The 15,354-nt window shown below is 42.3% G+C and carries 8 protein-coding genes; all 8 read right to left on the bottom strand.

Annotation, left to right across the window (positions count from 1 at the left end):
• Position 1 precedes the first annotated feature (1 nt).
• On the bottom strand, positions 2–3,091 hold the full coding sequence (locus WJR50_RS17625; RefSeq protein WP_341294623.1) for a SusC/RagA family TonB-linked outer membrane protein: 3,090 nt from the start codon (positions 3,089–3,091) through the stop codon (positions 2–4).
• 113 nt (positions 3,092–3,204) lie between these two features.
• Positions 3,205–5,586, bottom strand: coding sequence for a glucuronyl esterase domain-containing protein (locus WJR50_RS17620; protein WP_341294622.1), 2,382 nt, complete (start codon positions 5,584–5,586; stop codon positions 3,205–3,207).
• Between the two features lie 27 nt (positions 5,587–5,613).
• On the bottom strand, positions 5,614–6,411 hold the full coding sequence (locus WJR50_RS17615) for an amidohydrolase family protein (RefSeq protein ID WP_341294621.1): 798 nt from the start codon (positions 6,409–6,411) through the stop codon (positions 5,614–5,616).
• Positions 6,401–7,348, bottom strand: a complete 948-nt coding sequence (locus WJR50_RS17610) for an amidohydrolase family protein (RefSeq protein WP_341294620.1) — start codon at positions 7,346–7,348, stop codon at positions 6,401–6,403. The genes WJR50_RS17615 and WJR50_RS17610 overlap by 11 nt, the downstream gene beginning before the upstream one ends.
• 84 nt (positions 7,349–7,432) lie before the next feature.
• Positions 7,433–8,908, bottom strand: a complete 1,476-nt coding sequence (locus tag WJR50_RS17605; protein ID WP_341294619.1) for a RagB/SusD family nutrient uptake outer membrane protein — start codon at positions 8,906–8,908, stop codon at positions 7,433–7,435.
• A gap of 19 nt (positions 8,909–8,927) precedes the next feature.
• A complete protein-coding gene (locus tag WJR50_RS17600; protein ID WP_341294618.1) occupies positions 8,928–11,981 on the bottom strand; it encodes a SusC/RagA family TonB-linked outer membrane protein in 3,054 nt (1,017 codons plus the stop codon).
• Positions 11,982–12,595: 614 nt separating this feature from the next.
• Positions 12,596–12,952, bottom strand: coding sequence for a high-potential iron-sulfur protein (locus tag WJR50_RS17595; RefSeq protein ID WP_341294617.1), 357 nt, complete (start codon positions 12,950–12,952; stop codon positions 12,596–12,598).
• Between the two features lie 2 nt (positions 12,953–12,954).
• Positions 12,955–15,063 carry a PVC-type heme-binding CxxCH protein gene (locus tag WJR50_RS17590; RefSeq protein WP_341294616.1) on the bottom strand — a complete coding sequence of 703 codons (2,109 nt, stop codon included), beginning with the start codon at positions 15,061–15,063 and terminating at the stop codon, positions 12,955–12,957.
• Positions 15,064–15,354 lie beyond the last annotated feature (291 nt).

Raw genomic sequence — 15,354 nt, 5'->3', positions numbered from 1 at the left:
ATTAAAGGGATACATTTACACCAATACTAAATGTCTTGGGCATAGGTCCGTCCATTGTACCACTCAAACCCGTTTCAGGATCCCAGCCGGGCCAGTCTGTGAAAGTGAAAAGATTACGAGCGGAAGCAAAAATACGCAGGCTATTCACATTAATCCGCTCAGCAAGGTTCATTGGTATATTATAAGCCAACGATACATCCTGTACCCTTACAAATGATCGGGACTTGAAGATTCTAAGTCCTCCCCCGTATGCACCGTGGACTTCAGATGTCCGCGCATATTCATCGTTTCCGTTAGTAGGCGTCCAGTAGGGAATGTTCCAGATATTGATCCTGTCATAGGTGGAAGATTCGTGCACCGCGTAGTCAAACTCTCCGATATGCCCCAGGTCAGCGCGAATGAATACTGAAGCCGTAAAGTTTTTCAAAAAGCTAAAATCATTTCTTAATCCCAGCCGATATCTAGGCTGTTCGTAGCCTATGAACTGCTTATCTACCAAAGCATCATAAGTTTTACTATCATCAACGTCCACTGCTTTGTAGTCTCCAGGCACCATGTTGTACTCAGCGGCTTCCGAAGCCTCATCCAGTTGCCATACACCTACAACATCATATTCCCAAACTACATCAATTGCTTCGTCAGGAAACCAAAGGTTGGTATAATCCGGAATTTCTCTGGTAATGGTTTCACCATTTACCTCTACCTCTTCGTAATCGCCAAATAAGCTTTCAATCTTATTCCTGTTCAAAGAAAAGACAAAGCCAGATTTCCAGGAAAGGTTCTGATTGCTAATATTCACGGTATTGATACTTAACTCCACTCCCCGATTGCTCAACTCACCCAGGTTAGAAATGATGCTGGTAAACCCGGTAATCTCCGGAAGTTTACGACTCATGAGTAAGTCTGTCGTCGTCATGTCATATACATTGGCAGAAAGGTCAATCCGGTCATCTAACAGCCCCATATCAATACCAATATTGAAGGACTCTGTTCTTTCCCAGCGCAAGCCAGGGTTGGCCAGTGTATTGTTATATAATCCCATCTGGACATTGGTGCCATCGTAATATAAGACAGAACCTATTTGAGCCAATGCTGAATAGATTCCTATATCTCGGTTGCCATTTACTCCCCAAGACAATCTCAATTTCAGACGATTGACAAGCTCGCTATTGAAAAAGCTTTCATCAGAAATTTTCCAGGCAAGTGCCGCAGCTGGAAAAGTAGCAGTAGGATGTTCTTGTCCAAATGCAGAATAGCCGTCACGCCTTACAGAAGCCGTTAATAAATATCTATCCAGTAAAGTATAATTCAGGCGTGCCATCAGGGCCTCCCCTCCTGCTTCTGTATCATTGGTGCTTACCAGAGGCTTAGCACCAAACTGCAAGCCGTTGTACCCAAGCTGCTGATTGGGTAGAAAAGTTTGATTTTCTCCATAAGAATTGTACGTCTTGGTCTGTTCTGCATTGTAGAGCAATGTAACATCAAAGGCATGAACACCAAATTGTTTGTTCCAACTCAAAATGTTGTCAATCATCCAGGCATTAAGGGTATTATCCTCACGTGTCCCATAGCCGTCCAAATAGGTACGTCCTCCGATGATGGTTTCAGAATCCCAGAAGTTATAATCTTTGGCAAACTCCATACGAGGCTGGAACGATACCCGATAATTAAAGCCAAAGGGTAGTGCTACATCAGCAAACATAGCAGCAAACAGGCTATGGGTCTTCTCATACTTTTCCTGACCATAATAGTTAATAAGCGGATTGGTAACGATGGAATAGCCATGAGGATACCATTCCAGATTACCATCTTCATCATATATTCGGCTGTAAGGACTAATACTGCTGAAATTCATGCTGGCAGGTACTGTACTTTGATCCCGATTGGTATACTGGGCATTGACGCCCACATTAAGCCAGTCGGTAACAGCAAAATCTACATTTAATCTAGTTCGTATCGCGGTAAAATCATCCCCTACAATCACTCCTTCATTATCCACATATCCTATTGACCAGTAGTAATTAAAGTTTTCAGCCCCACCACCAACACTAAGGTCATAGTTTTGTCTTAACCCAGGTCGGATTATTTCATCAAACCAATTCACCGTTTCTCCTGCCAGGTACTGTTCAGTTTCAGTATTAAAAAAGTTGAGTCTTCCCAGATATTCCTGGGTATCATCAGGATTTGGATTGGGGTTAGCATTTCGCCACTGCTCCAGCGTAACTCCACCTCTTAGATCATTAGGATCGTCCCAATACCAATCTTCCCTGTTGGCAATCCCTACCGTTCTGAAGTAATCTCTTCTGAAATCTTCATACTCAGCAGCATTACGAGGCCTGAAATCGTAATTAGTCAGCAAACTAACCCCGGTTTTTGCGGTAAAATTAATAGTAGGCTTCCCTGTATCTCCCTTCTTGGTGGTAATAATCACTACCCCTGAGGCAGCTTTTGATCCATAGACTGCAGCGGAACTTGCATCTTTCAAGACATCAATATGCTCAATATCATTTGGATTGATATCAGCGATATTTCCGTTAAATATCACTCCATCAAGTACAATAAGGGGGTCAGTACCTCCGGTAAGTGAGGTAGGACCTCTCACTTCCATAGCTCCTCCTCCAGCTGGTGATGGGCTCTGATTGGCGTAAATACCAGCTACCTGGCCGGAGAGCATTTCAGTCACTTGTGTATAACTTTTATTTTGTATACTCTCCCCATCCACACGGGATACTGCCCCAGTCAAATCACTTTTTTTCTGTGTTCCATAACCGATGACAACTACTTCATCCAGCTGCGCCTGATCGGCCACCAGGTTTACATCAATAGTATTTGAGTTGCCTACTGTGATTTCCTTTGATACGTAACCTACAAATGAAAATACCAGTACAGACTCAGAAGATGGTACTTCTAAGGAATACTCTCCATTGATGTTGGTAACTGTACCCGTACCAGTACCCTGGACGATGACGTTCACTCCTGGTAAAGGCATGTTATCCTCAACAGAAGTTACTGTTCCGGATATGTTTATTCCCTGACCGATTGCACTATGAGTCAGCAGAATAAAGCATAGTAGGTAGATAAAGTTTTTCATACTGTGATAATTTTGTTTTACAACAATTTTAAGTACCAGGAGACCGGAAGACACCTTCTCTCAAGGTTGATAATAGTATCTAATACCATAGCATCTTCACCAACATGAAAAGGCTATTTCATTCTTATTCTATTAACCATAGTCTGATTACTCATTTTATCCAGCCAGTCCACCAGCATTTCCCTCTGGGAAGCATTTTGTGAAGTAGTGAATCCGCTGAATTCATGAGGTGAGTTAAATTTCAGATGATCTTTTGCATCGTACAGCCCATAAACAGTGGATGCCTCATCTATGCTTTCGCTGACATTATCAAAATCAGCATGACGATCTAATTCCGGTGCGATTACTAATAAGGGTCGGGGTGCAATGGTAGAGATGAGCTCATTATAATCGACTGGTAATCTGTTTTCATACCCCAGGAAAAACCCCAGACGAGGCAGCAAGCCGTACAGATGTGAGTATGCTTTTATTCCTTCCAGGTCTTTATTGGCTTCGGCATCTCTGAGGGGTGTATAAGCACTGACTACAGCCGTGCCAGACACTCTGTCATCAAGCGCAGCGGTAAATAAACTTACCGTTCCACCTAGTGAGTAACCCGCCAGATAAATTTTATTCTGATCTACAAAGTCCAGCGTTTGTAGCGCATCAATGGCAGCCCTTGTGTCGCTCACCATTTTACCCAGTTTAGACCAATGCGGATAGCGTTGGTAAAAGTAGGTCCCCTCTTCTATTCTAGTACCATAGCCAATCATGTCCATGGCCAGCACTGCCATGCCTCGGGATAATATATTTTCAAACAGCTCATTCAATTCAGCATCAAAACCTGTGTTAGCGTATTTATGCAGGTAAATGACCACTGGTAGTTTACCATCAGCCCGGGTCTTCATATCACCCTGCTCATCCGTAGGATAGTAAAGTGACCCGTATAAATAATCGCCCAGGGCATTGTAGGGAGCGATATTCATTTTCTCTCCGTTTGCAGGACTGGGCCGGTTGATGAGGCTGGTGATATAATCTTCTCTTTTGCTGAGTTGCCGGACTGGACTGGCCGACACTCCTGCCGGCGCATCTCCCAATACCCAGTGGATTTGCTCCCGGATATTTTCCTTTTTCTCCTGCCACGCATCAGCTGTTTTAATTTTTTCTCCCTTTAGGTTGGTAAGTACATCGTAGTTTTTTTCAACTTCAGGAAAAGCTCTAGGATCAATGTTTTCTTCACTTATACCCTTCCACTTATCAAATGTATAGTTATAATAAAGCATGTTATCCCAGGGCAAGTCTTTTCTCTCAAACTGTATATCCAACCAGTCCACATAAGCCTCAATATCCCTGGAAGAAACACCATGGCCTCCATCTCTGAGACGAATGCCTAACTTTCCTGGCACATCCAAAAACTCATAGACCTCCTTGAGGGAAAGGTACATTTGTTCTACTGCCCAGGCATCGCCGCCACCTCCTTCTCGTATTGAAGAGCTTAACATTAAAGCATTTGGGGCAATCAAAGCCATTAGTGAATTCTGGTCAATAGGCATTTTATGTTCTCTGCCGGTATAAAAACGTATCCTGGGATGAAACCAATGGGTACGGCGAACATTAAGGAACTCTATAGACTCATTAGAATGTCTTTCATCGGTATAACGATAAGGGAACTCCCCACCGGTTCCTCCGCTACTGGAGATGACTGCATCGATACGATCATCAAAAGCCGCTGCCAAAAGAGACTGCTTTCCGTTACGCGAGTGGCCGGTAATAGCAATTTTGGAAGTGTCTACGCTCGGCAGAGTGTACAAATAATCTACTGCCCGGTGTGCTCCCCAAGCCCTATGCATCAGCGTACTCCAGTCATGGTCTGGGTAGAGCTCAAGATAAGCCTGGGTATCGTCTTTAGCATCCGCTCCTGCATACACCACTCCCATATATCCTCGCCTGAGGGCGATCTGCGCCCAGCCTCTGTGGTTCCACTGCGTCATAAAGACGGGAAATGGCCCTTCGCCAGGAGGTGTCATGATCTCAATGGTAAGCTTTGCCTGATCATTTTTTCCAAACCTCAGCTCTACTATTTCAACTTTCACTCCATTCTCATATTTTTCATCCAGCACTGTAGCGTTGATATTTTCAGGAGCTTCCGGAAAAGAACCGGAAATGATATGCTTCACCTGATCTCTGATCCAGGTTCTTTTTTCTTTCCACTGTTCCTTGGTTTCTACCGGGATATTCTCACCCCCTTCATCTAAAATTAATGGGTCGGGTAAAAAAGGCAAAGACGGCATTTCATCAAAATTAGGAGGCAAAGCACCAGTACGTTCCACCCAGTCCAGCCAGGTAGCATCATGGAGGTTCACATATTCATCATGAGAGGAAGGGCGCTCCTGTAGCTCAATCAGTTCTTCCAGATAAGCTTCTTTTTTGGCCTGATCCTGCTGCCCCTCAGCGGAAGAAGCATAGAAAAAAATAAGACTTAGGGGTAAAAAGATGTACCTGTAAAAACTATGCATAAGTTTTAGTTGTATTAGTTTACTCACTTATATTACTTCTCCTAGTATTCGCTTCGCATTACCATATCTCAAAAGCTTTTTGGTCTCCTCATCAGCTTCTTCTGGCCTAAGAGACTCAATACGCAGAAGCCCGGTGAGGTAATCCAGTATCGGCGAATGAGTACCAAAAGCGAGTTTGTCTTTGCCTAAAGTATCCAGCAAGCTAACGATGCGGTTGATGCCTCTACCTGATGTATCCATGATAACATTGGCATTTCTTATAAGCTCTGTTTCTTCTTCATTGAGTGCTGTGCTTCCCGCTACATTGACAATCATATATTTAGCATCCGGCACTTCACGGATGATAGGCAGCACATCTTTTAAGGCCCATTCGGTTTTTCTTTCCAGGTCCAGCCATGAGCTTGGCCGACTATCAACCATGCGTAGTGAAAATGCAACCGGTAAATCCCGATCACGAGCCATCTTTACAAGCTCCACACACGCCGGATTGGTCAGGTCATAGCCATGATACTTGGGAAACATGCGAATTCCTCTCATACCCATCTGCTGAGTGCTGACTTTAAAGTCATCTTTCCAGCCGCTATAAATCGGATTGATTACCGCAAAAGGAATGAAGCGTTCCTGAAACTCCTGCTTACTCTTGAGTTCTTCGTAAAGCTCTTCATTAGCCGTCTGGGTATTTTTATAAAAAACTCCATTCATATTACTCACCACTGAAACATCGACTCCAAACTGGTTCATTCTACCCAGCAGGGATGTACAGGAGTTATACTCACGATGCCTGAATGGCCAGTGCCCAACATATGCGTTTGTATCAACCAACATGATTACCTGACTTTTTTAAGATGTTGTTATAATTTTCAAAAAAGATCTTCCTGCGCTGTGATTCATTAAGGTCCGCGGAAAGCATGTGACCGACTCCCTGGTAAAAGCTATTATCACAACCAAATAATATCCTGTCTTCGCCTAAATATTTCATGGCAAAATCAATAATATAGGCATCATTGTTACTACCGGATACATCCACATACACATTGGGAGAGTGCTTGAGCGCTTTGACCGCATCTTCCCAGTCTTCTCCACCGGCCAGGTGTGCAAATTGAAACATGGCTTCAGGATACCTTTGAGCAATCTCCACAAAGTCTGCAGGGATAGAAACATTTTCAGGTTCTCCGGGATCATAGGTGATACGGGATTTGCCAATCCCCACATGCATCAGGATGATCATGTTAAGGTCGATAAACTTCTCTATAATTGGATAGAAAAGAGGATCACTGATTTTTACATGATTATATACTTTTAAACCTACCATACCCTGGTCCATACAGCGGTTGATCTCTTCCAGTGACTCTTTTTTGTAAGTAGGATTGAGTGTCATCTGCCCGATAAACCTGTCAGGGTGCTTTTTTACACACTCCAGAATCAGGTTATTACAAGCTCTGAACTCTTCAGGTGTACCTTTACTACCTGGTTCCATAGGCCGGGAAATTACCAGTTTGTCAATTCCAAGACGGTCAGCAAAATCAATCTGGTACGCCGGACTATTTTCTGAAAAATACACATGCGCGTGGGAATCTATTTTGCGAAACTTCATCACCTCATCCATTATGTTATACTTTGAAACAGATGAAGTGGAAAGAGGGGGAGAACTAGTCTCTCCCTTTGTTGAACATCCTATGAAGTTGCTTCCCAACATGAGGCCTGCTGCCGAAATAGCGGTGTCTGTAAAGAACTTCCTACGATTAATTGTTTTTACCTTCATTATTAAATTAATTTTTTTCAACTACCTCTAAATCTTCCCTCATATTATACAGCGCAAGATCAAGCTTTCTGCATTGCTTGGTGGTTAATATCCTTCGTTCTGTGTCAGACCGTCGGTTTCAGAAAGATCTAACTGGTTTTGAGGAATCGGAAAATACCTCTGATAGGGTTTAGGATTAAGGTCCACCACCTGTGGAGTAGCAGTCCCCACATTATAATACCGTTCTACCTCCTCCAGTTCTTCTACAAATCTGTCAGTTCTTACCAGATCAAACCATCGTTCATTTTCAAATGCAAACTCTAGTCTTCTTTCCAGAAGCAGCTTATCCATAAAGCTTTCCATATCTGAGATATCGGACATCTCATAGTTATGGGAAGTATCTCCAAACGCCCTGGATCTCACTTTATTCAATTCAGCCAGTGCTTCTTCGGGCTGGTTTAAATGATACAGTGCTTCTGCTCTAAGCAAGACTACATCAGCATACCTTAATACTGGCAAGTCAAGCCCTGAAGCCCCAGGTGTATGGGGTACTGCAAACTTGTTTACATAAGGATACCAGGCCGGCGGCTCATCTTCCGGACTGGTAGGTGACCTCCAGTATTCAGTAATACTTACTTCTTTACGACTATCCTCATCCTCATAATGCTTATGCAAATCCCATGAAGGGAATGCATTTTCAAGTCCACTAGCAGCAATACCAGTTACTCCGAAGTAAGGCAAAAAGTCTGTTGATAAAACATGATCGTTTGTCACTTCCAGGTATTTTATAGAAAATATTGCCTCATCATTATTTTCGTTTTCCAGTGTCCATAAAGAAGCAAAATCCTCCAACAACCGGTGATTGAAAGTAGACATCATATCCAGATAAGTCATAGCGTTTTCCCAATCCTCATGATAAACATATACTTTACCCAACAAAGCTACCGCAGCGCTTTTATGCGCTCTTCCGAGAGCAATGTTTTCTTTCAACGGCAATAATTCAATGGCACTCTCCAAATCTTCAATGATAAGGCTGTAAATTTCATCTACTGAGGCCCGAGGAGTAGATTTAGCTTCTTCTACCGAAAGTAAATCCGTTACTTTCGGTACTCCACCGAACATACGTACCAGGTCAAAATAAAAAAGTGCCCTCATAAATTTAGCCTCACCCCTCAACTGATCTTTTTGACTCTCAGCATAATCTGTAGGATTATCAATGTAGGCTAAAACAGCATTGGCCCTGAAAATACCATTATACGTACTTTCCCAAAAATCTGCAAATAGAGGGTTACCTGGAGTAAAGGCCAAATTGTTGAGCTCATCAAGTCCGCCAATACTGTAGTATCCAGTCCGGTGAAGATTATCAGTGGGCATTTCCAGAATGGCCCAGTCTCTGGGTAGTCTTGACTGCAAGCGACTATAGATACCCAATACTGCTCCTTCCATGTCATCCGCTGAATGATAAAAATCAGCTTCTGTAAGTACGGATGGGGGTGTTAATTCTAATATTTCTTCATGACAGGAACCCAGCGTGAAGGCCAGCAACACCATGCTTATTTTTAAATAAATATTACTTTTCATATCGTTAAAATTAATTATCTCAAAAGTTTACATTAACACCAAAAGCATATGTACGGTCCACAGGCGATGACCCGTTGTTAAAGCCAGGCATACTATTGATACCGTTTATCCCTCCTTGTGTATAACCTTCCGGATTATAACCATGAAATTCATCTTTGGTGAGAAGAAGCACATTGCTCAGGGAGATATACAACCTGCAGTTATTCAATCTTATTTTTTCTGCTACAGTGGAAGGAAGTGTGTAACCGAAATTGATGTTTCTGATTGACAGAAATGAAGCATCTTCCAGATAATAATCACTGTTGGCGACATAAGACAACTGGCTTAGTGCAGTAGCTGGAGACATGCCATCACCAGGTTCTTCAGCTGACCACCACTGGTCTTCAATTAGTGAGCGTCTCATTGCACTTACGGTAGGCCCTTCGTAGTACAAATTTTCTAAATTGTACCGTTTGGCCCCTAATGAAGCCTGCATAATAATACTGAGATCAAAGTTTTTCCAGGCAAAGTTATTGATTAAGCCCATAAAAGCTGTAGGCTGAAAATTACCCAGTATAACTCTGTCCTCAGGAGTAATGGTACCATCTCCGTTTGTATCCTGATATTTTGCATTACCAGGCTTTGAACCAGGAATCACTGGAGAATTGGCAACATCTTCTTCATCCTGCAATACACCAATCAGTTTGTATCCATAGAAAGAAAACATAGGTTCACCTACCCGTAGTAGCCAGCCCATCCCACGGCTATGAGTGTTGATAATTTCATCCACTCCTCCCAGGCCTACGACTTCATTTCGGTTCCTGGAAAAGTTAAACGAAGTTTCCCACTTAAAATCACCGGTAAAGTTCTTGGTTGTAAGTTCTAACTCTATCCCTTTATTATTTACATCACCCACATTGATGATAGAGTTGGTAAATCCGGTAATTGCCGGTATGGAAACATTATAGAGCAGGTCGTTGGTGTTTTTATTATAATAGTCAAAAACGAAATTGACTCTATTGTTGAACAAACCTAGCTCAACGCCTATATCAAAACTTTCAGTCCTTTCCCACCTTAATTCAGGATTACCGAATGTGGTCTGAGCCTGCCCTTTTACTAATACGCCATCAGGTGAGTAGTAAGTGTCGCTAATGGTTCCTAAGTACTGAAAATCACCGATGTTGAAGTTACCCACTACCCCATAACTAGCGCGCAGTTTCAGCTCACTGACTGGAGATAGCTGCTGCATAAACCCTTCTTCTGAAACTCTCCAGGCGGCAGAAGCAGAAGGGAAATTACCCCAACGATTTTCTGGTCCGAAACGGGAACTGGCATCTGTTCTGAATGATGCAGATAAAAGGTATTTATTCTTATAATCATAATTAACTCTGCTGAAATAAGATACAAGTCCCCATTGTGACTCTAAAGTATAGGATGAAGTAGGTGAAATTATCGCATTGTTTAAGGTCCTGACAATATCATTTCCAAAGCTTCCTGCTTCAGCTCCCATGGTAGCAAATCTTGAAGTAGCTTTCTGGTAAGAAGCTCCAAGTATCGCACTGATATGGTGAGTTTCATTAAAGCTTTTATCATAACTCAGTACATTTTCGTTGATCAGGTTGATATCTCTGGAGTCAGAAGCGGAACCCGAGATCTGATTCCTGCTGGTAGCCATTGCTTCGCGGTAATATTCACTGGTAACAAACGTCACATTTCCCCCTACTGATGTTTTGAACTTTAAACCTTTTGCAATATTAAAATTCAGGTACATTTCTCCTACATTACTCATTGAGGTTGAATAACGGTGATTACCATGCAGTACCGCCAGTGGGTTCATCTGGCCAGAAACTGAATATCCCCAATAATCCAGTGGGCGAGGATACACTCCCTGCTCATTAGGTTCTGTAGAAACAAAAGGAGCAGTTTTTACAATAGATTCCATTCCTACCGGAGCAGTCCTTCGCTTTGAATAGTTAGGGCTAAGCATAAACCCGGTACTGACTACTGGATTAATATCTACATTAACATTTGCTCTGAGGTTGTAAGTTTTATAATTGGTATTCAGAAGTGTACCTTTCTCATTTTTGTAAGTACCCGAAATGTAATAAGAGACATTATCGCTAGCTCCTGAATATGAAAGGTTATAATTCTGTATAGGAGCCGGATTTAATAATTCGTCCTCCCAGTCTACACTTCTTTCCATGATAACAGGATTAACCCGATAAGTAGTAGGCCGACGTTCATCTCCCCACAAAGGCAGCGAAGTATCTCCACCTTCCCAGGCAAAGTCACGGTTTTTGTAGCGTGCCTGATAGTCATAATATTCCTGCCCAAAAATCCAGTCATCATACTTAATCGCGGTGGAAATACCATAGTAGGCATTGAAGTTTAACTGAGGTTTACCAGCCTTTCCTTGTTTGGTAGTAATAATGATTACACCTCCAGATCCTCTTGATCCATAGATTGCAGCAGCTGAAGCATCTTTGAGCACTTCAATGGATTCTACGTCGTTCATGTTCACATTAGACATGCTCCCCCCTGGGAAACCATCTATCACTATCAAAGGATCATTACTGGCAGAAATTGAACCTACCCCTCTTATATTGATTTCAGGTGCTGCCCCTGGGCTACTATTAGAGGTAGTAATATTCACTCCTGCCATTCGGCCTATGAGGGCAGTTTCTGGCCTACCAGCAGGTATCTGATCCAGATTTACATTTTCCACCTTAGAGATTGCTGAGGTAACAGAGCTTTTCTTCTGGGTACCATATCCTACTACCACCACTTCCTCAAGCTGCCCTAGATCTGGCTGAAGACTAACATTGATGACAGCCTCATTTCCTATACTTACCTCTTGTGACATATAGCCTACAAAAGAAAAAACCAATACGGACGATGATGAAGGGACTTCTAGTCTGTACCTTCCTTCAATGTCAGAAATGGTACCTACTGTTGATTCTTTTACCAGTACATTTACTCCTGGCAGTGGTCCATTATCGTCAGATGAAGTAACAGTACCTGTTACAGTGATGCCCTGTCCCATCGCACAATGTACGAGTAAGCCAAAGCATAAGCTGAAGATTAAATGTTTCATAATTGAGAGGTTTAGTTATAGTTACAGTTCAATTGAAGGTTTTGAAAAGCATGTACTTACCCTGGATAAGCCTAATTCAAGGCTTACTGTGGCTTTTCTACTGGTTTTGTTTTACTTACTTCTTTACTTTACGATATATTTTATTAAGATTTTATTCATATTTTCAAGACCTTCCGTATTGCTGACAATAGAATTTCTTTAGAACCGGGCCCAACCCTGGACGCTCGTTCGCTGGTTTCATAGCCACCTTCAGCATACGCTTTTTTGGTAGCAATATAGTCTGGTCAGAATTCCTCGTATGCAGCGCTTACTACTTCACCTTCGGGTCTCATTTGCTGGACTTTCAACTGATACTCTGCAAATAATTCACCGGGTAAATTCAGCCTCTATATTTTCCCAGCTTCAAAGAGAAAACATTTATTAGATTGATTTCTTATGCTTTATCGTCAGGACAAATACTTGGGACATAAAACTTCTGATCATTGATAATAGTATCAGATGCTTACAAGATCTTCAGATCATTTTCTCCTAAATGTTTGCTTTGCAACAACTTTCCAGTTACACGTTTTCCACACTACTCTTCACTGCTGCTCCGAATATCATTGTTTGTATCGTTACACTTTAGGTGCCCAGTATGTACAATACCCTTCCGCATGAACGGGCCCTTTAAACAGCATACATCCCCCACAGGTCTTGTCACCTGGTGGTAAATACAGATTGCAGTTGTTACATTGATTGTCAGCAATAGGTGATTCTGCAACGTAGCCCAGGTTTTCCCTTTTCTGAATTTCTTCAGCACTTACATTACTCAAATCACTACAGGGATCACCGGAATAAGCTGTTACCTGTTTCTCCTGCTCCTGCTTTCCTTCCGTACAGCTACTAATGATGAGCCCTCCTCCCAGTAAGAGGGTACCGGCACGTATATACTGACGAAAGAAATCTCTTCGTGATCTTTTGTGGTTTAGCATAGTCAGATAGATTTATCGTAAAAAGCGTTCAGCTTTTCAATGGCAGCCTTAGGCTCCATTTCAGCATTAGCTTCTATATTTTCAATGATTTTCTGTATTTCTTCATCATCATTTTTCTTTAGTCCCTTAATTAGACCACTGATGCCTGCTTGCTGAATCTCTTCCTGTTTATTTGACAGTAAGCCTAAGCATGCTGCAACCTCCTGTTCATCATTTTTGGACCCAATAGCATAAGAGATATCCTCTACAAAGTTTAATTTCCAGGGTTCAATTTGCTTGAAAAATAACGCATCTTCGCTAATCGTTCTCATGAGGGCAAATGATGCTCCCGGTTCAGAACTGAGAACGGAAGCCTTAAACCAGGGGTCAGCTCCTTTTTCTTTCACCACTTCAGCTAGTGCTGGTACTATCTCATCATTTTCAAAATTGCCTAAACTGAGACTGGCCTGAAAAGCTACTCTTGAAGCACTATCTTTGAGGCATTGTACAATTTGAGGTAACATCTGACGAAATCGTTCTGCCAAAATGATGCTGTGTTCTCTAACGCCAGGATGACTATCATGCATTGCCTGCTCCACATGTTCGGGTTTCAGACTATTCAGTCCTTCCAAAACATATAGGGCATGCAGACGCACTCTGGGATCCTGATGTTGCTGAAATATAGTTTCTATTTTTGGAACTACGCCAAGATCCTGCCTTTCCAGTAAAAGCCTTTGCGCCTGAAGACGCCACCACTGATTCTGATGTGAAAGTAATTCCGCTAGCTTCTGCGTTTCCATCTCTTTCAGGTTGGGAATGATTTTACTTTTTGACTCTGCATTCGCCGGCTTTATCCGGTAGATCCTTCCCATATCACTTCCATTCAGAAAGTCCATATCCTCTTTAAGATCTTCCGGTATTGAGAGAGGAGTTTCTATATGCTGACGATACATGTCAATTACATACAGGTATCCATCCGGCCCTACAGTGAAATTTACTGGCCGGAACCAAGGATCAGTAGAGGCCAGAAACTCCTTGTCAGCTTCTGATTCATGGCGCTGCGCTATAAAAGTGGGACTATCATCCATAGGAGTCAAAACATCTCTGTGAATGAGATTTCCAGCTACATCTCCTGTAAATATATTTCCATAATATTCTCCAGGAAAAGCGTCTCCCGTATATATGGTTCCCCCTGATGCGCCAGTAAAATGATCTTCTGCATATTCAACTCTATCCAGTCCCTGCTCATCATATTGCTTTTGTCTTCTACGCGTACGCTCTGCTCGCCAGTAAGGAGCCGGTGTTTCCTGATACATACGAAGATCATGATCAGAGATATTCAATGCCGCATTGGAAGAAGAGAGGTGAGGATGTCTATCCAGGTATCGTTTAGGAATTACTGCATGACGAATATGAATCGTATTTTGCGTGATAAATCTATGTCCCCAGTCATCAATAGTATGTCCAAACTGCCCTGGACCACTGGCAAGTTCGAACTTTCCCTGGTCAAGACGAAAGCGAAAATCACCACCTCGCATTGACAATTTAGGTGCATCAGGATTTCTGCTAAAGCTTACCTCTCCTGCCTGACCGTGATTAGCAGCATAAATCCAGTTATCTACACTAAACCTGAGGTTGGTTATTTGTGCTTCAGAGTTATTTTCAAAAAAGCCAGTGAACAAAACCTCTTTGGAGTCAGCCTGATGGTCGCCGTCAGTATCTTTAAGGTAAAGAATATCTGGCGCTGAGGTTACCAAGAGCCCATCTTTCCAGGGCAAAACGCTGGTAGCTTCAGATAGTTTATCAGCAAATACTACTGAATCATCTATTTTGCCATCATGATCAGTATCTATCAGCATCTTAATACGCCCTGCCGCTTCACCTTCCTTGGGCTTATAGGGATAATCTGGCATTTCCACGACGTACACATTACCCCTTTCATCAAACACAAGCTCCACCGGATCTTTGACATGAGGTTCGGCAGCAAACACTTCAATTTCAAAGCCTTCGTGCAGTTGGAAACTTCCTAATGCTTCATCCGGAGTGAGAGAATCAGGGTATAGTTTTTCCTGATTACAAGAAGTTGACAGCAGGATACATACAAATATTAATACTGTAGAATTATACTTCATTAGTTTCATTAAGTTGGTTCACACATATAACCGTATTTTACAAAGCACCTTATTAAGGCGGTGTTTCAAACAATAACTCCTCACCCTCCTTTCCATCTGCACGCTCTCAAACCTTTATATACCCTCATCATCTTTCTCCATTGGGCATAAATATATTTGATAGCCAAAAAGTCACCTTGTCGATGAACTCATCGTATATCATTACTCAGGTTTGCGCTTTTTTACATGTACGCAGCTAACTCTCTATCCTCTCCAAAGGTAGATGCGGTATCATCCTCACAGATAATCCCC

Origin of the sequence: Catalinimonas locisalis, assembly GCF_038039535.1 — a bacterium.
GTDB lineage: Bacteria > Bacteroidota > Bacteroidia > Cytophagales > Cyclobacteriaceae > Catalinimonas.
The sequence above is the reverse complement of the archived record's forward strand: the minus strand, read 5'-3'. Positions and strand labels throughout refer to the sequence as shown.